The 19,494-nt window shown below is 64.7% G+C and carries 23 protein-coding genes; 12 read left to right on the top strand and 11 right to left on the bottom strand.

The features are described from left to right. Window positions 1-12: 12 nt before the first annotated feature. The 4 genes from WDM91_08205 (at window position 13) to WDM91_08190 (ending at window position 4,029) form a co-directional block, all read left to right on the top strand. Window positions 13-1,254 (top strand): KamA family radical SAM protein, encoded by a 1,242-nt coding sequence (locus WDM91_08205; GenBank protein ID MEI9994562.1) that lies wholly within the window; start codon window positions 13-15, stop codon window positions 1,252-1,254. 183 nt (window positions 1,255-1,437) lie between these two features. Then, a complete protein-coding gene (locus tag WDM91_08200) occupies window positions 1,438-2,430 on the top strand; it encodes a hypothetical protein (protein ID MEI9994561.1) in 993 nt (330 codons plus the stop codon). A 1-nt stretch (window position 2,431) separates the two neighbouring features. Further along, on the top strand, window positions 2,432-3,415 hold the full coding sequence (locus WDM91_08195; GenBank protein ID MEI9994560.1) for a hypothetical protein: 984 nt from the start codon (window positions 2,432-2,434) through the stop codon (window positions 3,413-3,415). Next, the gene (locus WDM91_08190; GenBank protein ID MEI9994559.1) at window positions 3,415-4,029 is read left to right on the top strand and encodes a hypothetical protein; all 615 of its coding nucleotides are present in this window, start codon (window positions 3,415-3,417) and stop codon (window positions 4,027-4,029) included. The genes WDM91_08195 and WDM91_08190 overlap by 1 nt, the downstream gene beginning before the upstream one ends. A 168-nt stretch (window positions 4,030-4,197) precedes the next feature. Here WDM91_08190 and WDM91_08185 read toward each other — a convergent pair whose 3' ends face one another. The 3 genes from WDM91_08185 to WDM91_08175 all read right to left on the bottom strand — a co-directional run bounded on the left by WDM91_08185 (window position 4,198) and on the right by WDM91_08175 (window position 7,271). Continuing rightward, the gene (locus WDM91_08185) at window positions 4,198-4,908 is read right to left on the bottom strand and encodes a carbonic anhydrase family protein (protein MEI9994558.1); all 711 of its coding nucleotides are present in this window, start codon (window positions 4,906-4,908) and stop codon (window positions 4,198-4,200) included. A 473-nt stretch (window positions 4,909-5,381) separates the two neighbouring features. Further along, window positions 5,382-6,287, bottom strand: a complete 906-nt coding sequence (locus WDM91_08180) for a DMT family transporter (GenBank protein MEI9994557.1) — start codon at window positions 6,285-6,287, stop codon at window positions 5,382-5,384. 9 nt (window positions 6,288-6,296) lie between these two features. Next, window positions 6,297-7,271 (bottom strand): magnesium transporter CorA family protein, encoded by a 975-nt coding sequence (locus WDM91_08175; GenBank protein MEI9994556.1) that lies wholly within the window; start codon window positions 7,269-7,271, stop codon window positions 6,297-6,299. 220 nt (window positions 7,272-7,491) lie between these two features. Between WDM91_08175 and WDM91_08170 the strand changes: the two genes are divergently transcribed. Both WDM91_08170 and WDM91_08165 read left to right on the top strand, forming a co-directional pair. Continuing rightward, the gene (locus tag WDM91_08170) at window positions 7,492-8,484 is read left to right on the top strand and encodes a threonine/serine dehydratase (protein ID MEI9994555.1); all 993 of its coding nucleotides are present in this window, start codon (window positions 7,492-7,494) and stop codon (window positions 8,482-8,484) included. 97 nt (window positions 8,485-8,581) lie between these two features. Continuing rightward, entirely contained in the window at window positions 8,582-9,175 is a 594-nt protein-coding gene (locus WDM91_08165; GenBank protein ID MEI9994554.1) for a hypothetical protein, read from the top strand. Window positions 9,176-9,265: 90 nt separating this feature from the next. Here the strand turns inward: WDM91_08165 and infC are convergent, their stop codons facing one another. After that, a complete protein-coding gene (gene infC / locus WDM91_08160; protein MEI9994553.1) occupies window positions 9,266-9,754 on the bottom strand; it encodes a translation initiation factor IF-3 in 489 nt (162 codons plus the stop codon). A 228-nt stretch (window positions 9,755-9,982) separates the two neighbouring features. Then, window positions 9,983-11,959: a threonine--tRNA ligase gene (thrS, locus tag WDM91_08155; GenBank protein ID MEI9994552.1), complete on the bottom strand. Its 1,977-nt coding sequence runs from the start codon at window positions 11,957-11,959 to the stop codon at window positions 9,983-9,985. 147 nt (window positions 11,960-12,106) lie between these two features. Between thrS and WDM91_08150 the strand changes: the two genes are divergently transcribed. After that, complete coding sequence (locus WDM91_08150; protein ID MEI9994551.1) at window positions 12,107-12,439, top strand: hypothetical protein; 333 nt, start codon at window positions 12,107-12,109, stop codon at window positions 12,437-12,439. A 44-nt stretch (window positions 12,440-12,483) separates the two neighbouring features. Here WDM91_08150 and WDM91_08145 read toward each other — a convergent pair whose 3' ends face one another. Next, entirely contained in the window at window positions 12,484-13,017 is a 534-nt protein-coding gene (locus tag WDM91_08145; GenBank protein MEI9994550.1) for a DNA starvation/stationary phase protection protein, read from the bottom strand. Window positions 13,018-13,502: 485 nt separating this feature from the next. Between WDM91_08145 and WDM91_08140 the strand changes: the two genes are divergently transcribed. Together WDM91_08140 and WDM91_08135 are read left to right on the top strand one after the other, a co-directional pair. Beyond that, entirely contained in the window at window positions 13,503-13,967 is a 465-nt protein-coding gene (locus WDM91_08140) for a hypothetical protein (protein MEI9994549.1), read from the top strand. 121 nt (window positions 13,968-14,088) lie between these two features. Then, entirely contained in the window at window positions 14,089-14,676 is a 588-nt protein-coding gene (locus WDM91_08135; GenBank protein MEI9994548.1) for a PAS domain-containing protein, read from the top strand. Window positions 14,677-14,689: 13 nt separating this feature from the next. Here WDM91_08135 and WDM91_08130 read toward each other — a convergent pair whose 3' ends face one another. Continuing rightward, window positions 14,690-15,388 (bottom strand): S24 family peptidase, encoded by a 699-nt coding sequence (locus tag WDM91_08130; GenBank protein ID MEI9994547.1) that lies wholly within the window; start codon window positions 15,386-15,388, stop codon window positions 14,690-14,692. Between the two features lie 310 nt (window positions 15,389-15,698). Here WDM91_08130 and WDM91_08125 point away from each other — a divergent pair, with 310 nt between their 5' ends. After that, window positions 15,699-16,190 carry a PAS domain-containing protein gene (locus WDM91_08125; protein MEI9994546.1) on the top strand — a complete coding sequence of 164 codons (492 nt, stop codon included), beginning with the start codon at window positions 15,699-15,701 and terminating at the stop codon, window positions 16,188-16,190. Window positions 16,191-16,201: 11 nt separating this feature from the next. Here WDM91_08125 and trxC read toward each other — a convergent pair whose 3' ends face one another. Continuing rightward, window positions 16,202-16,726 carry a thioredoxin TrxC gene (gene trxC, locus WDM91_08120; protein ID MEI9994545.1) on the bottom strand — a complete coding sequence of 175 codons (525 nt, stop codon included), beginning with the start codon at window positions 16,724-16,726 and terminating at the stop codon, window positions 16,202-16,204. Between trxC and WDM91_08115 the strand changes: the two genes are divergently transcribed. After that, window positions 16,725-16,994, top strand: a complete 270-nt coding sequence (locus WDM91_08115; GenBank protein MEI9994544.1) for a DUF3297 family protein — start codon at window positions 16,725-16,727, stop codon at window positions 16,992-16,994. The genes trxC and WDM91_08115 overlap by 2 nt on opposite strands. Before the next feature lie 5 nt (window positions 16,995-16,999). Here WDM91_08115 and WDM91_08110 read toward each other — a convergent pair whose 3' ends face one another. From WDM91_08110 to WDM91_08100, 3 genes are all read right to left on the bottom strand, one after another. Further along, the gene (locus WDM91_08110) at window positions 17,000-17,506 is read right to left on the bottom strand and encodes a DUF1993 domain-containing protein (GenBank protein ID MEI9994543.1); all 507 of its coding nucleotides are present in this window, start codon (window positions 17,504-17,506) and stop codon (window positions 17,000-17,002) included. 94 nt (window positions 17,507-17,600) lie between these two features. After that, a complete protein-coding gene (locus WDM91_08105) occupies window positions 17,601-17,744 on the bottom strand; it encodes a hypothetical protein (GenBank protein ID MEI9994542.1) in 144 nt (47 codons plus the stop codon). Between the two features lie 341 nt (window positions 17,745-18,085). After that, window positions 18,086-18,739 (bottom strand): retropepsin-like aspartic protease, encoded by a 654-nt coding sequence (locus WDM91_08100; GenBank protein MEI9994541.1) that lies wholly within the window; start codon window positions 18,737-18,739, stop codon window positions 18,086-18,088. A 160-nt stretch (window positions 18,740-18,899) separates the two neighbouring features. Between WDM91_08100 and WDM91_08095 the strand changes: the two genes are divergently transcribed. Further along, complete coding sequence (locus WDM91_08095; protein ID MEI9994540.1) at window positions 18,900-19,454, top strand: energy transducer TonB; 555 nt, start codon at window positions 18,900-18,902, stop codon at window positions 19,452-19,454. The last annotated feature ends 40 nt before the right edge of the window (window positions 19,455-19,494 follow it).

The following is a 19,494-nucleotide window of genomic DNA, read 5'->3' as shown; positions in this document are numbered from 1 at the left end:
GTCCGACCCCAATTGAAGGAAGCGTCCGACGCGCCCGTCGCCGCGGCACTGCCCGCGAAGAAGACCGCGCTCCGCTTCCCCGTAAACCCCGACACCCGCGCATTCTATAAAGAGTTCTACCCCGGCACCTCGACGGTCGAGTGGAACGACTGGCGCTGGCAGATGCGCGCCCGCATCCGCACCCTCGACGAGCTGGCCCGCATTTTCCGCCTGTCGGAGGACGAATATCAGGCGGTCGCCCGCCACAAAGGCTCCTTGCCCGTGGGCATCACGCCTTATTATGCGTCGCTCATGGGCCTCCGGGATCCGTCCGAGCCGCTGCGCCGCACCCACATCACCACCGGCGGCGAATACATCCGCACCGCGGGCGAGGACAACGACCCCCTGGGCGAGGACCACGACACGGTCGCCCCCGGCATCGTCCACCGCTACCCCGACCGCGTCCTCTTCCTCACGACCGGCACCTGCTCGACCTATTGCCGCTACTGCACCCGGGCCCGCGTCGTGGGCAATCCGGGCGGCGAGTACAATTTCTCGCTCAAGCAGTGGGAACAGGCGCTGGCCTACCTTGAGGCCCATACCGAGGTCCGCGACGTCCTGCTCTCGGGCGGCGACCCGCTCACCATCGGCGACGACAAGCTGGACTGGCTGCTGACCCGCCTGCGCGCCATCAAGCACATCGAGTTCCTGCGCATCGGCACCAAGATGCCGGTCGTGACGCCCCAGCGCATCACCAAGAACCTGGTCTCGATCCTCAAGAAGCATCATCCGCTGTGGATGAGCATCCACTTCACCCATCCCAATGAGCTGACGGACGAGGTCACCGAGTCCACCGCCCGCCTGGCCGACGCCGGCATCCCGCTGGGCAGCCAGACCGTGCTCATGAAGGGCATCAACGACGACATCGCCGTGATGAAGCCCCTGATGCAGGGCCTGCTCAAGCGCCGGGTGCGTCCCTATTACCTCTACCAGTGCGACCCGATCAGCGGCTCGGCCCATTTCCGCACCACGGTGCAGAAGGGCCTGGAGATCATCGAGGGCCTGCGCGGCCACACCACCGGCTATGCGACGCCCATCTTCGCGGTCGACGCGCCCGGCGGCGGCGGCAAGATCCAGCTCGCCCCCGATTTCGTCATGGGCCGCGACGGCGACGACCTGCTGCTCAAGAATTTCGAGGGCCAGGTCTACCGCTACCCCGATCCGGGCGGCACGCTGGGCCGCGGCAAAGGCAAGCTCAAGCTCGCCGCCGAATAACGACGCAGGTCGAGAGCAGCTATGATGGATCATCACCTCCCCCTTGTGGGGAGGTCGAAAAATCGCGCAGCGGTTTTTCGGGTGGGGGGATGCCCCGTCCGGATAGAGCTGCCCCCCACCCGACGCGCTTCGCGCGTTCGTACGCTGTCGCTACGAACCCTCCCCACAAGGGGGAGGTGATCCATGCTCCGCATCGGCGTCACCTACGACCTGCGCTCCGACTACCTCGCGCTGGGCTACAGCGAGGAGGACACCGCCGAATTCGACGCCGAGGTCACCATTGACGGCCTCTGCGACGCCCTCACCGGCCTCGGCTTCGTCCCCGACCGCATCGGCAACATCAAGCCGCTGACCGCCCGCCTCGCCGCCGGCGAGCGCTGGGATGGGGTCTTCAATTTCTGCGAAGGCCTGCACGGCCTCTCGCGCGAGGCCCAGGTTCCCGCCCTGCTCGAAGCCTATGAGATCCCTTACGTCTTCTCCGATCCGCTCACCATGGCGCTCACACTGGACAAGGCGATGTGCAAGCGGGTGGTGCGCGATTGCGGCGTGCCCACCACCGATTTCGCGGTGATCGAGACCCTGGCCGACTTGCCCAAGGTGACGCTCCCCTTCCCGCTCTTCTGCAAGCCGGTCGCCGAGGGTTCGGGCAAGGGCATCGGCACCAACAACCGGGTCGAGAACTCTGCCGAGCTCGCCGCCACCGCCGCCGACCTGCTGGCCCGCTTCCGGCAGCCCGTCCTGGTCGAGCCTTATCTGCCGGGCCGCGAGTTCACCGTCGCGATCACCGGCACGGGCGACGCCGCGTCCGTGCTGGGCGTCAGCGAGATCGTCCCGCTCGCCGGCTATCACGGTCACGGCTACGGCCTGGTCAACAAGGAGGACTGGCACGGCCGCCTCGACATCGTGGGCGCGCCGCCGGCCGATGCGAAGGCCGCCGGCGACGTCGCGCTCGCCGCCTGGCGCTGTCTCAGATGCCGTGACGGCGGGCGAATCGACATACGCTATGACGGCGCGAGCCGCCCGCATTTCATCGAGGTGAATCCGCTGGCCGGCCTGCGCCCGGAGTATTCGGACATGTGTTTCATCGCGGAGCGCGAGGGGGTCTCCTACCAGGAGCTGATCGGCAAGATCATGGAGTCCTTCCTCGCGCGCTATCCCGCGCTCAAGGGGAAATAAGATGCGCATCCTCGTCCTGCACTCCGACGTGGCGCCCGACGCGCCGCCGGAGGAGATCGACACCCTGACCTCCGCCGCCGCGGTCGCCGACGCGCTCGCCCTGAACGGCCACGAGGTCGCCCAGGCGCCCTTCACGCCCGATCCCGACCGCTTCGAGGCGCTTCTGGCGGCGCACAGGGCCGACGTCGTGTTCAACCTGGTCGAGGGCATCGACGGCATCGGCGCGCTCGCCTGCACCGCGCCGCGCATGCTGGACGAGGCCGGTGCGGTCTTCACCGGCGCCGACGGCGTCGCCATGGCGCTCACCTCCGACAAGCCGCTCACCAAGCGCCGCATGCGCGAGGCCGGCATCCCCACCGCCGACTGGTGCGAAGGGCCTGACTGGAAGGGCCTGAAGGACGACGCGAAGTACATCGTCAAGTCCACGCTGGAGGACGCCTCGGTCGGCCTCGACGACGGCTGCGTCTGCCTGGGCAAGGACGTCGTCGCCCGCGCCGAGGAGAGCGCCCGCCGCCACGGCGGCACATGGTTCGCCGAGGCCTATATCGACGGCCGCGAGTTCAACATTTCGGTGATGGACGGCCCCGACGGGGAGCCTCTCGTGATGCCGCTGGCCGAGATGCGGTTCGACGACTGGCCGTCCGACAAGCCGCGTATCGTCGGCTATGGCGCCAAATGGGACGAGAGCCTGGACATCAACGACCAGATGGTCCGCGCCTTCGATACCGAGAAGAACGATCCCGTCCTCGCCGCCAAGCTGCGCAAATCCTGCATCGGGGTGTGGAAGCTGTTCGACCTCACCGGCTATTGCCGCGTCGATTTCCGCGTGACCCCTGAGGGCGAGCCGCTGGTGCTGGAGATCAATACCAACCCCTGCATCGCGCCCGATGCCGGCTTCGCCGCCGCCGGCGCCGAGCTCGGCATCCCCTACGACAAGCTCATCGTCAAGCTGGTGGACACCGCGCTGGCCGGCGCCGCCCGCTGATGGCCGTCGTCCGGCTCGCCCGCGACTATGTCTGCGTGCAGGGCGCGCCGGTGATCCATTCGGTGGATACCGACATCTTCGCCTTGCGCTATTTCGCGCGCTGCATGGACTGCGCCTTCTGCGACGACCAGTGCTGCTCCTATGGCGTGGACATCGACCTGGGCAACGTCATGCGCCTCGCCGCGCTGGGCGAAGACTTTGCCGCCCGCATCGCCGTGCCGCGCAGCGAATGGTTCACCGCCGACATCGTCGAAGATCCGGAATTCCCCACCGGCCGCTATGTTCGCACGCAGGAGAAGGGCGGCCGCTGCGTCTTCCGCAGTCCGCAGGGCCGCGGCTGCGCCATCCATGGCTATGCGCTGGAGAAGGGCATCGACTATCACGAGCTCAAGCCCATGGTGAGCACGCTGTTCCCCACCACCTTCGACTATGGCGTCCTGGTGGCGAGCAGCGAAGTCCACGACAAGAGCCTGGCCTGCGCCGGCGCCGGTCCCACGGTGTATGAAGGGGCGCGGGACGAGCTCAGGTACTATTTCGGCGAAGAGTTCGTCGCCGAGCTGGATAATCTTTGCCGCGCGACGCAACAAGAAGGCGCCGCCAAGAGCTTCGCGTAAGATTTTTCCTCCCCCGTTGTTACGGGGGAGGGGGACCAATCGCGAAGCGATTGGTGGAGGGGGCCGGCACGGCGCTGCCCCCCTCCGTCGCGCCGCTGCGCGGCGCGCCACCTCCCCCGTAAACACGGGGGAGGAAACGCGACGCGTCGGCACTCCGGATGACGTCTTTCAATGTGCCGGTCCCTCCAGGATGAACCGCCGGTTCAGGTCCTGCACCTCCCGGGCATCGTTCGGGAAGATGCTCGCGAATTTGTCGATGCTTGGCTGGTCGACCCGCACATGGTGCTTGAGCACGATCCAGCGCACGACCTGGTCGTAGTCCGGCGTCGTGAGCGAGCCCATATACATCCAGTAATGATGATCCGCCGGCAGCAGCTCGCTGGGGTCGATGTGGACCACCACATGGACGCCGGGCTGGAGCGGCGCCGCCCGCATGACCGTTGCGAAGGCGGGATTTTGCCCGCCGGCATCGACGAACACGCCGAAGACCACCGCGGTGCCGTCCGCGTTCTTGTTGACGAAATGCACCTCCATCTGCGGTGCAGGCGGCGGCGCGTTGGCCACCTGGTGTTCGGCAGGATGGTGAAAATGGAATTCGGACAATTTGTAGGTCTTGCCGTCATACATCGTCTCGTAGGTGACGCGCAGCGGTGCGACCTTGATCGTATGGCCGTCATTGTAGACGTCGAACTCCGCCAGCCCGCGCGGATAGCGGATCTGCAGCGGTTGGATATGCGCCGGAATGGCGCCGGTGATCACGATCGGCGATTGCTGGTCGCCGAGGGGCTGGCCGGCCGGGGCTTGGCCCAGGGCGACGAGGCCGGAGAACGCGACGGCAAGGACGGCCGCGAAGCCGCCCGCCACAATTCTGCGATGCATGGGAATCTCCAAGTCCACTGTCGTCACGTAGACGCCGCGACTCGGGTTGCAGTATGCCTCGGGACGCGACCTGCGGCGAGTAACCGGAAGTAATTGCATCGCGAAAATCCGGACGGGGATAAGTCGTGTCGGATTCTATCTAGCGCGTTGATTTTATTAGTCTTGGATAAATGTTATCCAACACCGGAAAACCGGCCTTATACTGCTCACGATAAAGGTCCGAGGAGGCTATGAACTAACGGGGTGCAGCATGGGCACATACAGGTCGGGGGCGCGCGCTCGTGCTCGCCCGCGCGGACGCCGAGCGGTTCCCGCCTCGCTATGCGAGGGTCTGGCAGCGCGGAGCAGGACGCAGGGGACCGTGGGTTCGAAGCGAGGAGTGCCTGTCGGCCGGCCGGATGCGGCCGACCGCTGGCTGCGGCGCGGGTAGATCAGGGGCGGAGACGGCAACGACTCCGCCCTTTTTTTCGCGGCTATATCGCTTCGACCCGGCTCGCCAGCTCGCGTCCCAGCCGATGCTCGCGCCAGGCGATGAACGCGCCGGCGGCCGTCACCACCGCGGCGCCCGCGATCACCGGAAGCGCCGGCACTTCGGCGAAGATCAGATAGCCGAAGGCCACCGCCCAGATCATTCCGATGTAGTCGAACGGCGCCAGCAGCGACGGCTCGGCATAGCGATAGGAAAAGGTCATGGCGATCTGTCCCACCCCGCCCGCGATCCCCGCCGCGACCAGCCAGCCTGCCTGGTCCCAGCGCAGCGGCACCCGCCACCACAGCATGGTCGCCGCGCCGACCACCGCGCAGAACGACATGAACCAGAATACGATGGTCTCGCTCTTCTCGCTGGCGCTCATCTGGCGGATATAGATCACCACGAAGGCCGAGCAGAACGCGCCCGTCAGGGCCAGCAGCGCGCCGCCCGACAGCCCGTGGCCCGCGATGGCGAACAGCCCGCCATGCGGCTCGATCATCAGGAGGATTCCGGCGAAACCGATCACCACTGCGGCGCCGCGATGCGGCCCTACGGTCTCCTTCAGCACCAGCGCCGCCAGCACCACCGCGAAGATCGGCTGCACGAAGCCGAACGCCGTGATGTCGGCCAGGGGCAGACGCTCGAGCGCCGCGAAGTTCAGGAACATCCCCGTCGCGCCCACCGCCCCGCGCACGATATGCAATCCCGGCCGCGCCGTATGCACCGCCGCTTTCAGTCCCACGGTCCGGGTCGCCAGGAGGAAGAGCGGGATCAGCGCGAAGAAGGCGCGGAAGAACACGATCTCGCCGACCGGCACGTTGCCGGCCAGCTTGATGCCGACATATTGCAGGGCGAAAGCGAGCGTGGCGCCGAGCTTCAGCGCGATGCCGCGGGAGGAATGCTGCATAGCGCCCGACTATAGCCAGCCGCGGCGCTTGAACCACACATAAGGCAGAATGCCGGATATGACGATCATGACCAGCGCGACGGGATAGCCCCAGGCGGTATGCAGCTCCGGCATGTTCTGGAAGTTCATTCCCCAGATCGAGGCGAACAGGGTCGGCGGCAGGAACACGATCGCCGCGACCGACATGATCTTGATGATGTTGTTCTGGTCGATATTGATCAGCCCGAGCGTCGCGTCCAGCAGGTAGTTGAGCTTGCCGCCGAGGAATCCGGTGTGGTCCTGCAGCGACTGGACGTCGCGCGTCAGCGTCTTGATGTGCGTCCGCACCTCCTTGTTCGGCTTTCCCTCCATCGCCGGTGTGAGGAAGGAGAGCACGCGGCTGATCGACAAGAGACTCTCGCGCATCTTGCCCGTCAGGTCGTGCTTGCGGCCCAGCCGGCGCAGGACGTTCTGGAAGTCCTTGGATTGCATCACGGTGCCTTCGTGCGGCTGGAAGATCTCGCGCGAGAGGGTCTCGATCTCCGCCCCGGCACGCTCCAGCACGTCGGCCATGCGGTCGATGATCACGTCGAGCAGCCCCATCAGCACCATTTCGGCCCGCTGCGGCGTCGCACTGCCGCGCTCGCAGCGCGCCGCGAAGGTCTTGAAGGGCTGCGGATCGATGTAACGTACGGTCGCCAGCTTGTCCTGGCTCAGCACGAAGCTCACCACGTCCGCGAACGGCTGGTCGGTCTCCATGTTCGACAGGATCAGCGCGGTCAGGAAGATGCCGCCGTCCTCCTGGTAGAGCCGGCTGGAGACTTCGATCTCCTCCATGTCGGCGCGGGTCGGCATCTCCATGCCGAGCATGGCATTGACCTTGCGCCGCTCCTCATTGGTCGGGCTGATCAGGTCGAGCCACACGGCATCGGGCGGAATCGGATCGGCCTCCGAAAGGTTCATGCCTTTCAGGCCGCCATTCTGCTGCTGATAGATCTTCAGCATGCGAAGTCTCGCGTCGCGCAAATCGGATTAAAGGCTTGTATCCGCCGCCCCCGGGCCCGGACACGGCCGGACCATAAGCCGGGCTCGCGAACGGTGCCAACCCCTTCCGGCCTGCTATGCGGCGATATGCGTCCAGCCATGATTCGCCAGACCCGGCATGCATGCCGCCGCCCGCAGGAATCCGTTCTAGGATCGCGCCGGAGTCGTCCAGCGGCCCGCCATGTCCATCGCAGTCCCCACCTTCGCCGACGTCGAAGCGGCCGCAGTCCGCATCGCACCCCATGCGGTCCGCACGCCCCTGCTCGAGAACGCTGAACTGAATGCCCGTACCGGTGGCCGCGTGTTCCTCAAGCCCGAGATTTTCCAGCGCACCGGCTCCTTCAAGTTCCGCGGCGCCGTGAATGCGGCGCTCCAGATCCCGGAAGAACGCCGCGGCAACGGCGTCATCGCATTTTCTTCGGGCAACCACGCACAGGGTGTCGCGGCGGCCGCTGCCCTCTTCGGCATGCCTGCCACGATTGTCATGCCCAAGGATGCTCCGGCCGCGAAGATCGCCGGCACACGCCGCCTCGGCGCCGATGTCGTGTTCTACGATCGCCGCACCGACGACCGCGAAGCCATCGCTCGCGAGATCGTCGGCCGCACCGGCGCCACCCTGATCCAGCCGTTCGACAACGCCATGGTCATAGCAGGACAGGGAACTATAGGCTTGGAGATCGCGGCGGACGCCAAGGCTCTTGGCATCGCTCTCGATGCGGTCGTCGCGCCTTGCGGCGGCGCGGGACTCCTCACCGGCGTTGCGCTCGCCCTCTCCGGAGCAAGCCCGGGGACCAAGGTGATCGGCATAGAACCCGAACGTTTCGACGGGATGCGTCTGTCCCTGGCAGCGGGCCGCCGAACCTTCGCGCCGGGCGGCGCCCTGTCCCTCGCGGACGCCCTGATGGCGCCGGCGCCCGGGCACATCCCCTTCGCCCTCGCAAAAATCCTGGCGCCGGAAATCCTTACCGTGAGCGACGGCGAGCTCGAAAAAGCCGTGAGTTTCGCCGCGCAGCGCCTCAAATTGGTCGTCGAACCGGGCGGCGCAGCCGCCCTCGCAGCCCTGCTGGCGGGCAAAATCGCCACGGAAAACAAGGCGATCGCGCTGGTCCTGACGGGTGGTAATTGCGATCCTGCAACCCTGGCGCGCTGCTGCGCGGCAGTCACCAATCCGTAATCGCATTCGCTTACCATGCTTTCTTCTTGAGCTTCCCTTATCCACAACAACCTGTTTAGGATTGGGCAACCATAAGAAGTCGGGCGTTGGGGTAATTATGGGCGTGGGACAGGCCAGCGGCTCTATCCGCTATGCCGCTTCGATTGCAATTGCCGTGGTGGCTCTGGCGCTGGTCGGATGCGGCACCCTCACGCTGCTGCCGCGGCAAGCGGATTCACCCGCCAACAGCATCAAATCGCTCAAGGATCTTGCCGAAGCTTATGCTCGGGTTCAGCCGGGCGAGACCCGCGCCTCTCAACTCGGCGGTCTCGGTTTCGATTCCGCCACGCCGAATGTGGAAGTGCTTTCCTATCTCGGCGTGATGGAACGCTTCATGACAGGCGACTCCACGAAATTCGATCGTCTGGACGAGGCGCTGCAGGACTGCATCGAAGCGCGCGACCACTGCACGGCCTATGTCTTCAAGTCCGCCGACCTGGAACCCGGCAAGGGGAACATGCTGGCCTCGCTCGGCTTCGGCGCGGCCAATGCCGCCGGTCATATACCGGAAGTGACGCTGGTCGTTGAAAACGGTCGGGTAGCCTACAAGATGATCAGCGGCGTGCCGCAGACCCTGCTGGCGCGCCATATGCCTGTTGCACCGATGGCGATGCCGCGGACCGCAGTTATGCCCGTCGCGTATCGCTACTGACCAGCTTTCACGGCGCTTTCCGTACCATAAGCAAAAGGCGCCGACAGCGATCGCCGTCGGCGCCCGATGCTATCGCCGGTCGCAAGACATCTATCGCGGCGCCAGGACCATCATCATCTGGCGGCCTTCCATCTTCGGCCACTGCTCCATCTTGGCGACCGGCTCGACGTCCTTGTGGACGCGGTTCAGCAGGTCCATGCCGAGATTCTGGTGCGCCATCTCGCGGCCGCGGAAGCGCAAGGTGACCTTGACCTTGTCACCCTCGTCGAAGAAGCGCCGCATCTGCTTCATCTTGGTGTCGTAGTCGTGGTCGTCGATGGTCGGGCGCATCTTGATCTCCTTGATCTCGATGACCTTCTGCTTCTTGCGCGCCTCGGCCGCTTTTTTCTGCTGCTCGTATTTGTATTTGCCGTAGTCCATCAGCTTGACCACGGGCGGCTTGGCCTCGGGCGATACCTCGACCAGGTCGAAGCCCTTCTCCTCGGCGATCGCGCGCCCTTCGTCGATGCCGATCTCGCCATACTTATGGCCGTCGTCTCCGATCAAAAGGATCGTGCGCGAGAAAATCTCGTCGTTGATTCTGGGCCCGTCCTTGGCTGGTACCTTGTCGGGCTGCTGGAAACGTCTGGGAACTATGACTTTCTCTCCTGTGGTGAGCCCGCGCGGAAACGCATTTCGCGAGAACCTTGCCTGTCAGCCTCGCGAAACGATGTCCGATTCCTGGGGCGTGGGCGTGTGTCCTCGTGGCGCGCCAAGCGGGCGGCGTTGACGTGTTAAGAATAGGAGCCAAATCCGTTTGCGCAAGGGCTATTCGGCCACATCCACGCGGGATTCGGCCTCCTTTTTCAATCTTTCGATGACGGTTTCGACCGGCATCGGCCCCAGATCCTTGCCGGAACGCAGGCGAACCGCGACCTTGCCCTCCGCAGCCTCGCGTTCGCCGACCACCAGCATGTAGGGGATTTTCTGCAGCTGCGCATCGCGGATTTTCTTCTGCATGCGCTCATTCGAGGTATCGATGTCGACGCGCAGGCCGGTCGTCCCGTTGACCACAGGGGCCTGGAATATCCGCTCCACGACCTTGTGGCCGTATTCGAACGCCTTCTCGCTGATCGGAATGACCCGCGCCTGGACCGGCGCCAGCCAGGTCGGAAAGTTGCCGGCATAGTGCTCGATCAGGAACGCGGTGAAGCGCTCATGCGAACCCAGGGGCGCGCGATGGATGACATAGACCGGGTGGTCCTGCCCATCCTCGCCGATGTACCTCAAGCCGAAGGTCTGGGTCGCCATGAAATCGAGCTGATTGGTCGAGATCGCGTATTCGGTGCCGATCACCGATTTGATCATGAAGTCGACCTTCGGGCCGTAGAACGCGGCTTCGCCTTCCGCCTCGATATAGGGCAGGCCGCTTTCGTTCATCGCGTCGCGGATCACCTGGCCGGCGGCTTTCCACTGCTCCGGCTCGTCCACGAAGTTGTGCTTCTTGGTCAGGTCGGGCAGCGAGAACCGCATATAGTAGTCCTTGATGCCCATCAGGTCGTAATAGCGCGCGTGCAAGCGCATGACCTTCAGGAACTCGTCCTTGGCCTGGTCGAAGCGGCAATAGATATGCGCGTCGTTCTGGGCAAAGCCACGCACCCGCATCAAGCCCGATAGCCCGCCCGACGCTTCATAGCGATAGCAATGTCCATACTCCGCCAGCCGCACGGGCAGCTCGCGATAGGAATGGCGTGTCGCCAGATAGATCATGTGATGATGCGGGCAGTTCATGGGCTTGAGGTAATAATTCTCGCCCTCGATATCGATCGGCGAATACATGTCGTCGCCGTAATAGGCGAGATGCCGCGACCGGATGTAGAGGTTCTCCTTGGTGATCTCCGGAGTCGAAACGCGCTTGTAGCCGTCCTTCCGCTCTTCCTGGGTCGCGAGAAATTCCAGTTCCTGCCGTATCACCATGCCATTGGGCATCCAGAGCGGCAGCCCCGCGCCGACGTCGGGCGAGAAGGTGAAGAGTTCCAGGTCCTTGCCGATGCGGCGATGATCGCGCTTTTCCTGTTCCTCGAGCCGCTTCAAATATTCGTCGAGTTCTTTCTGGTCGCGCCAGGCGGTGCCGTAAATGCGCTGCAGCTGCGCGTTCTTCGCGTCGCCGCGCCAATAGGCGCCCGCGAGTTTGGTCAGCTTGAATGCATCGCCGACTTGTGCGGTGGTCGCAAAATGCGGCCCACGACACAGGTCGTGCCAGTTGCCGTGATAGTAGATCGAGACATCCTCGTCCGACGGAATGCTCTCGATCAGCTCCGCCTTATAGGTCTCGCCGATATCCTTGAAATGCTGGATCGCCTTGTCGCGCGGCCACACTTCACGTGCGGTCGGCAGCCCCGCCTTGACGATCTCGCGCATCTTGGCTTCGATCTTCGGCAGATCGTCGAGTGTGAACGGCTCGGCGCGCGCGAAGTCGTAGTAGAAGCCATCATCGATCGCCGGGCCGATGGTCACCTGGGTGCCGGGATACAAGTCCTGAACCGCCATGGCGAGCACATGGGCCGCGTCGTGCCGGATCAGCTCCAGCGCCTCGGGATCCTTGCGGGTGATGATCCGTATACGGGCGTCTTCTTCGATCGGCCGGAACAGGTCCCATTGCCGGCCATTCACCTCCAGGATCATTGCGGCCTTCGCCAGCCCCGGACCGATGGAGGCCGCGATTTCCGCGCCTGTCACGCCCTTTTTGAATTCCAGCGCCTTGCCGTCGGGCAGGGTGATGTGGATCGGGGCGGCGGCGGACATGGCAGTTTCTCCATACGGAAGAGCGGGCGAGACCATGATTCAATGTGACGACGTAAGTCAAGGAAAGCCGCGAGATTCCGGCTATGCGCCGGCGCCCGTCTGCGCGAAACTGGCTTCGGAGCGGCAGTCAAAAACTGGAGGATCGATATGAAGAAGATCGTAGAGCTTGGCGCCCTGCTGGCGCTGGGTGCGTTGCTGGCGACGCCGGCGGCGGCCGAGCGGCACAATATCTGCCTGGAAACGAGCCGCATCGACCGCACCACGGTGGTCGGCACGCAGGATATCCTGTTCCGGATGAAGGACGGCAAGGTTTACCGCAGCCACCTGCGCACGCCATGCCTGGGCCTGAAGTTCAACGGCTTTTCCTACGTGACCCCGATCGACGAAATCTGCGGCGGCGCCCAGTCGATCCGCGTGCTGCAAACGCGTGAGCTTTGCATGCTTGGGCCATTCGAGCCGGACACGGTCAAGCACGGCTAGGCGAAACAGCCTCTCCCCTTGCGGGGAGAGGCGTCTTGCACCTGTCAGTGGCCGGAGCCGTCGACCCCGCGGCTGGCCTCGAACAAGAACCAGTTGCGCTTCTCGGCCTGGTCGATGAAGTTCTCCAGGATGCTCGCGGTCGCGACGTCGTCGTGCTTGTCCGCGACCTCGTGCGCCGCCCGCATGTTGCCGATGACCGTCTTGTTGTCGTTCATCAATTCGCGGAGCATGTCGCCGGGCGATACGAAGTCCGCCTCATTCTCCTTGATTGAAGTGATCTTGAGCATCTCGGCCAGCGAGTGCACGGTCTTCGCGCCCAGCTTGCGCACGCGCTCGGCCAGATCGTCGGTGCTCGCGAAAATTTCCGCCGCCTGCTCGTCGAACAGAAGATGATAATCGCGGAAGTGCGGTCCGGAGACGTGCCAATGGAAATTCTTGGTCTTCAGATAAAGCACATAGGAATCGGCGACGAGGCCGTTCAACGCCTCGGCGATTTCCGGAATCGCATTGTCCGACAGGTCGGTCTGGGTTTCCAGACGTGCTGGGGCTTTGCTTTTTTGCTTGTTGGCCTTCGACATGGCTTGTCCTCAATAAAGGTGGATCTCCCCTAGGAGCCTCGGCTGGTCCGGGAGGTGCCGAGGCACGCCTAGCAGATCTAGTTTAGAGCATTTACAATCTGTTCGCGCCACCCAAGCATCGCTTTCGAGACGCAGGTATAGCCTCGCCTTCACTTTACCCCGGTTGCACAGCTTGGTTGGTGCGATTTTCCAGTCATTGGCCGCAGCCATCGTCTGGACCTGACGGGGCGCCGGGGGCAAGTATTTCGCCTTCGCTTCGGCTGTCATTGCCGCAATGGCCCTTCGAACTGGATTTTGGATTTCGTCGTGCATCAATCCGAATTGCTGCTTTGGGGCCCCGGCATGCCTGCAATGGGTTTCGGCTTAGGCCATCCTGGATTCCGCGTTGTCGAATTCATGTTAGCAGCCCATGGGTCGATGACCGTAGCTGCGCTCTGCGACCAGGAGTTGGGATGAGGTCGATCCGGCGCGCGGCGCTCTTTTGTTTGGCTTCATTTTTTGTGCTCAGCGGCTGCGGCGGCCCGCCGCCTCCGGCCGACAAGGACATGGCGGCGTTCTTCGTGGCCAAGCGGGCCAGCTTCGAGGCGCTGCGCACGGCGTTGTGCAAGCTGCATTACGACCAGACGATCATGCGCGACCCCGCCTGGGCCCAGCCTCAGATGCCGGCCGAAGACGAGAGGCATTTTCGCGCGCTGCTGGCGGATATCGGCGCCACGGGAGTCAAATATCTGCGCGGCTGCCAGTTCTGGATCGGAATGTGGTCGTCGGGGACCGGCCCCGATGCCGCATTCAAGAAATTCCGCTATGGCCCGCCCATGTACCGCATCATCGAGGTCAAGGAGCCCCCGCCGAAGGACCTGAACAGCTACCTCGACAAGCGCGTTCGCATCGCCTCGTTCGAGAAGAACATCGAAGGCGATTGGTGGATCGAGCTCGATCACTGGCAATAGCCGGGCGCGAATTCTACTCGCGGTAGAGGGCCCGGCGCTCTACGCCCCCCAAAATAAGGGGGATGCCGCAGGGAGCGTTTCACCCAATATTTTCGGCGGTAGCCGATATCCTGCGGATGCAATGACACGCACATCCGAAGACGGCGCGAACGTGCACGGCCGTCTGCCCACAGACCAATTCGCCGCGGTCTTCGAGAAGACGCCCGGCCTCCATCTGGTTCTCGATCCGAGCTTCACGATCGTGGCGGCGACCGATGCCTATTGCGCGGCGACGATGACCGATCGCGACAAGATCGTCGGTCATCACCTCTTCGAGGTCTTTCCGGACGATCCCGACGACTACGCGGCCGACGGCGTCAAGAACCTGCGCGCCTCCCTGCTGCAGGTCCTGAAATCGCGGACCCCCGATCGGATGACCATCCAGAAATACGGCATCAGGCAGCGCGGCTCGGACGTCTTCGAGACCCGGTATTGGAGCCCGTTCAACGTGCCCGTGCTGGGCGCCGACGGCTATGTCCAATGGATCATCCATTGCGTCGAGGACCTCACCGAGCTCGTCGGCCTGCGCGCCGAGTTCGCGGCGCGGCGGGATGGCGCGGCCGCGCAGCGGATATTGGTCCGGTTGCGCGATGCCGAGCGCGAGCTCGAGGCGGAGCGCGACGAGAATGCCGAGTTGCGCGAGACGATCCGCAAACAGGCAAAGACGTGAAGGGTCCCGGCCGTCAGATCAGACCGCCGCGCCAGCGCACCAGGCCGAAGACGTTGAGCCGCGCCGCCTCTTCGGGCGATAGCGTCTGCATGCCGTAGTCGGGATTGCGCGACTTCAGCGCAACACGGCCGTCGATGAAGGTTTCGACGAAGCGCGCGAGATAGCGCGCATCTCGCGCGAAGACATAGAGCGCGTCGTCGGTGATTCTCTCGACCGAGGTGTCGACCAACATCGTATCGCCGTCGCGGATCGCCGGCTCGTTCGCATTGCCGCGCTGGACGACGATGCGGAGCTTGTCCTGCGGCCCCGGCGCGATCATCCGCAGCCAGGCGCGCGAGAACAGCAGCACGGATTCCTCCTCTGTGCCGCCGAAACGCGTATCGGCATCGGCCTGAACCGGGACGGCAACGAAGCCGTCGGGCTCTTCGCTGCCCGTCGTCCGGGCGCCTTCCCCACTCGCCAGCCAGTCGAGCGATACCTGTTTCGTGGCCGCGAGCCGGGCGATCAGTTCGAAGGGCGGCTTGGCCCGTCCGGCGATATAGGAAGGAAGATGCTCGGGGGATACGCCGGCGATCTCTGCCGCTTCCGCCCGGGTGGAAAACTGGTCGAGAAGCCAGCGGATGCGCGAGCCCAGTTCGACGCGGAACTCGGCCGGACCTTCCCCGACATTGCTCGGAGACCTCGTGTTTACTTTAGGCTTCCGGCCGCTCAAGACGATTTCCCTGCACTTTTATCTTGACGCCGGGTTGCAAACCCCGGTATTTAAACTTTTGTCTGCAATCCGACTTGCAGACCAAAGGATTTCCGAAGGTGACCCTTGTAAATCTAGGGTTCTCTCGCGGATGCGTGCCCGCAAATCGCGGGAAGGCTAGTCCTTTATCGGGTTGGTATGCGGAGGGCGTCAAGGTAGCGGCGCACAGAAGAGTTGCGTCCTCGCCAGCGTCTTCCGCTCTGGTGGCTCTTCTGTGCGTTGCGTCCAACATTTTTTTGGGTGTCACGCGCCGGCCGTTACGGCGTCGCGCGTGAAGCGAACGTCGACGCAGATGGGCCAGCCGCAGCAGGAAATCCATCGCCTGGGTGCCCAGACGCGCTCCCTGCCGTCTCACCTGGAATCGCTGCTGTCTTACTGGCTGCAGAAATGTTCCGGCCGGGAGATGCCTTCGCGGGACGAATTGCCGGTGCAGGAATTGCGCCCCTGGCTCGGCCAGCTCGCGTTGATCGAAGCCGCCGGCGAAGCCGACTTCCGGATAAGGCTTTGCGGCACCAACCTGATCCGGCGGTTCGGACGCGAGGCAACCGGCTTGGCGGTCGATGAGCTGGCCGATGACATCGCGCAGCAGTTGCGGGCGATCCTGCGGGCAACGGTGCGCGCCGGGGCGCCGGTGGTCGCCGTCTCGCCGGTACAGCTTGGCCGCATCACGGTTTGGCATTCGGAGGTCGCCCTGCCGCTCTCCGGAGCCGCGGGCCAGATCACCACGCTGATGCTGGGCTGCTACCCGGTTCGCGAGGCGTAGCGCGCATCGGGTCAGGCCGGCAGATGCGCTTCGAGCCAGCGGTCCAGCTCCGCCGGCGGCAGCGCGCCGCTGATGCGGGCGATCTCCTTGCCGCGTTTGAGCATCACCAGGGTGGGGATGGAGCGGATGTTGAAGCGCTGCGCCAGTGCCGCTTCCGCGTCGGAATCTACCTTGGCAAAACGGGCACGCGGCTCGAAGGCGTGCGCGGCCTTCTCGAACACCGGCGCCATGGTCCGGCAGGGGCCGCACCAGGCGGCCCAGAAGTCCACCACCAGCGGCAGCTCGGCCTGGGCATGGCGGTCGAACCGCGCCGCGCCGAGCGCAACGGGATGCCCCTCGAACAGCGGCTTGTGGCACTTGCCGCACTGGCCTTGGACGGCGGCACGGCCGGCGGGCACCCGGTTCAGCGTGTCGCAATGCGGGCAGGGAACAATTCTCGTCTCGGTCATGATCGGGGAAATGGGGATCGCGGCGGCGGGTTGCAATCCCGCGCCCGGTTCGCATAGTGCCGCCGAAATCCCAGCGCGGCCCGCCATGCCCGATACGCTTCCCGACCGCCTCTCCACCGACCCGACGAGCAAATATTACGATCAGGCGCTGCTCGAACGCGGCGTGGGCATCCGCTTCAACGGCGCCGAGAAGACCAATGTCGAGGAATATTGCGTCAGCGAGGGCTGGGTCCGTCTCGCCGTGGGCAAGACGGTCGACCGCCACGGCCGGCCGATGACGGTCAAGTACAAGGGCACCGTCGAGCCCTATCTGCAGCACACACCGCAGACCGAGCCCGACGGCAAGCCCGAATAGCGGCCTCAGGCGCCGCCGAGGAAATCCATCTTCCCGATCGCGATGCCCTTGTGACGCAGCAGGGCGTAGGCGGTCGTCACATGGAAGAAGAAGTTCGGCAGCGCGAAATTCGCGAGGAAGTCGCGGCCGGTGAACTTCATCTCCCCTTGCGGGAATTTGAGCACGACCTCGCGGTCCTCGGCGCCGGCCAGCTGTTCCGGCGTGACGCTCTTGAGGAAGTCGATCGTCTTGGCCAGACGGGCGTGCAGCTCGGCGAAGCTCGTCTCGGTATCGGGCATTGCCGGCGCGGCGATCCCGGCCAGGCGGGCGGCGCAGCCCTTGGCGGCATCGGAGGCCGACTGGATCTGGAAGGTGAAGGGCCGCATGTCGGCCGCGAGCTTCGCCTCGAGCAGGTCGGAAAGCGGCTTGTCTTCGCCCTTGGCCTGCGCCACCGCCTTGTCGAGGATCTTCGACAGGTTCGTGAGCGCGCGGATCATCACCGGGATGGAGGCATCGTAGATCGAATAGGCCATGGGTTCCTCTTATCTGTTATCGGGCACGCGCAAAGAACCAGGTGATCCGCCGATCGGCGCACCAGGTCCGCGCGCTCGAGAGGGTACCGAGACTTTACGAGAACAAGTCGAAGTCGACGCCGGAATTCTCGAAGAGCTGGCTCCCCGGCACCAGGATGACCCCCACCGTCGGCTTGACCCACTCCGATTTCGTGACCGTCGTCTTGGGAGTGGACGGCGCCGCTTGCTGCTCTTTCATGTCTCCTCCGTCACCGGTCCGCGAACTGAAGCCAACGTTACGGTTACAATATCCTGCGCCAGCGGTCGAGCCCCGCACCCGCGCCGCGCCGGCACGACAGATGCCGCTTTCACGCCATGCCGTTGCGGTTAGAACATCATCTCCTCGAACGCTTCGTCGAGGAAAAGCTGGGGATTCGCGGCGCGGATTATCAGCGAGGATAGCAAATTTAATGCTGGCGCGAATAGGCGAATGGAATCCGCGCCGGCGCGCCGGCGCGGCTGTAACAATCGGCCGCGTTATCCCCCAGGGCGATTTTCGCGGCTGCTGGAGTCAGTCGGCAAGGGGAGCCGCGGCGAGTCCTAGTGCGGCCCGCCATCCTGCGCCGTGAGCCCGCCCTCGTTCGGCGCGGCGTGCGCGGGGGAGGAGGGACGTTCGTCTTCGCTGTGCGACGCGTGACCGTTCGACGTCTGCGCCACCATCGGTCCGCCGTCATCAGGTCCCTGGCGGTGCGGGGCCGGGGGACGTGGCGGCAGCGTCGCTGCGGTCGGCGTTCCGACGAGCACGAGCGCATGATGGCGGTTGTCCAACGACCACGCCGAAAAGCGTTCCAGGAAGCTTTGGCCCAGCAACGCGCTGGCGCCCGCGCCGCCGACGCTCGCCACCACGTCCTTCACGACGAGGCCGCCGACCTTCAAGGCCCTGATGCGCACCACGCGGCCGCGCTGGGTCGAGCCGTCGGCGAGGGTGTAGGTCCGCGTCCCCAGCATGTCGCCGTCGCCCAATGAGCCGGAGCGCAGCAATTGTTCGAAGACGCGCGAGGGGATGTTCACGTCGCTCGCGCCGCTGTCGACGATGCAGTCCACGGTGACCGCGCCGTTCACCGATACCGGCACGACATAGACGCCGCCGTCCTTCTTCATCGGGATCGCGGTGGTGAGCGCGGGCTTGGGCGGCGGGGCGGCGCGCGCCGCGCCCGGCACGAGCAGGGCGGCGGCGACAACGAGGGCGGACATCGGATTGCGCATCGGGAGGCTCCCAGCACCGGGATCATCATTGCCCGGGAAAATGGACAAATTGTGGACCAAGGGGAAGGCCCGAGCTGCCACGAGGCTTTCCGGTGCGGTTTTGCCGCCGGGCGGCTAAGCTGCGCGCCCATTCCAGGCAGAGGCCTTTGTGATCGTCATCGAGTTCGTCATTTTCATCGTGTCGTCCGGGCTGTTCTACAGCGGACGGTTTCGCCACCACATCTGGGCGGTGCTGATCGCCGGCGCCATCGCGACGGGGTCGTCGCTGCTGTTCTTCTACGACGTCTACGAGAAGCTGCAGGCGCGCACCGAGGCGCCGGTCAAGGTGGTGCGGCAGACGGTGCGCGTGCCCGTCATCCAGCACGTCTCGCGGCCGCCGGCGCTGTCGAAGCCGGAGAACTGCCGCGACCATTATCCGTTCTTCGCCCGCATCCTCGGCGACGAGGGCACCACCGAGCTCGCCTTCACGGTCTCGGCCGACGGCACGGTGCGCGACGTCAAGGTCGCCAAGTCGAGCGGTTCGGAGCGCCTCGACGACGCGGCCGTGGAGTGCGTCGCCAAATGGCACTACCGGCCCGCGATCCAGGACAGCCAGCTCGCGGATGCGCCGATGACGGTGAAGGTGGGATGGAATTTGGATGAGAAGGATGGGGCAGCCGACGCCGCCACGAACCTTGAGACCACGGGCAGCGACAGAAAGTAAGACGCGTCAGCGCAGGTTGGCATTCCCCGCGAGATGAGCG

The organism is Rhizomicrobium sp. (genome assembly GCA_037200385.1).
In the GTDB taxonomy this organism is placed as follows: domain Bacteria; phylum Pseudomonadota; class Alphaproteobacteria; order Micropepsales; family Micropepsaceae; genus Rhizomicrobium.
This window is presented reverse-complemented; position numbering and strand designations above follow the sequence as displayed.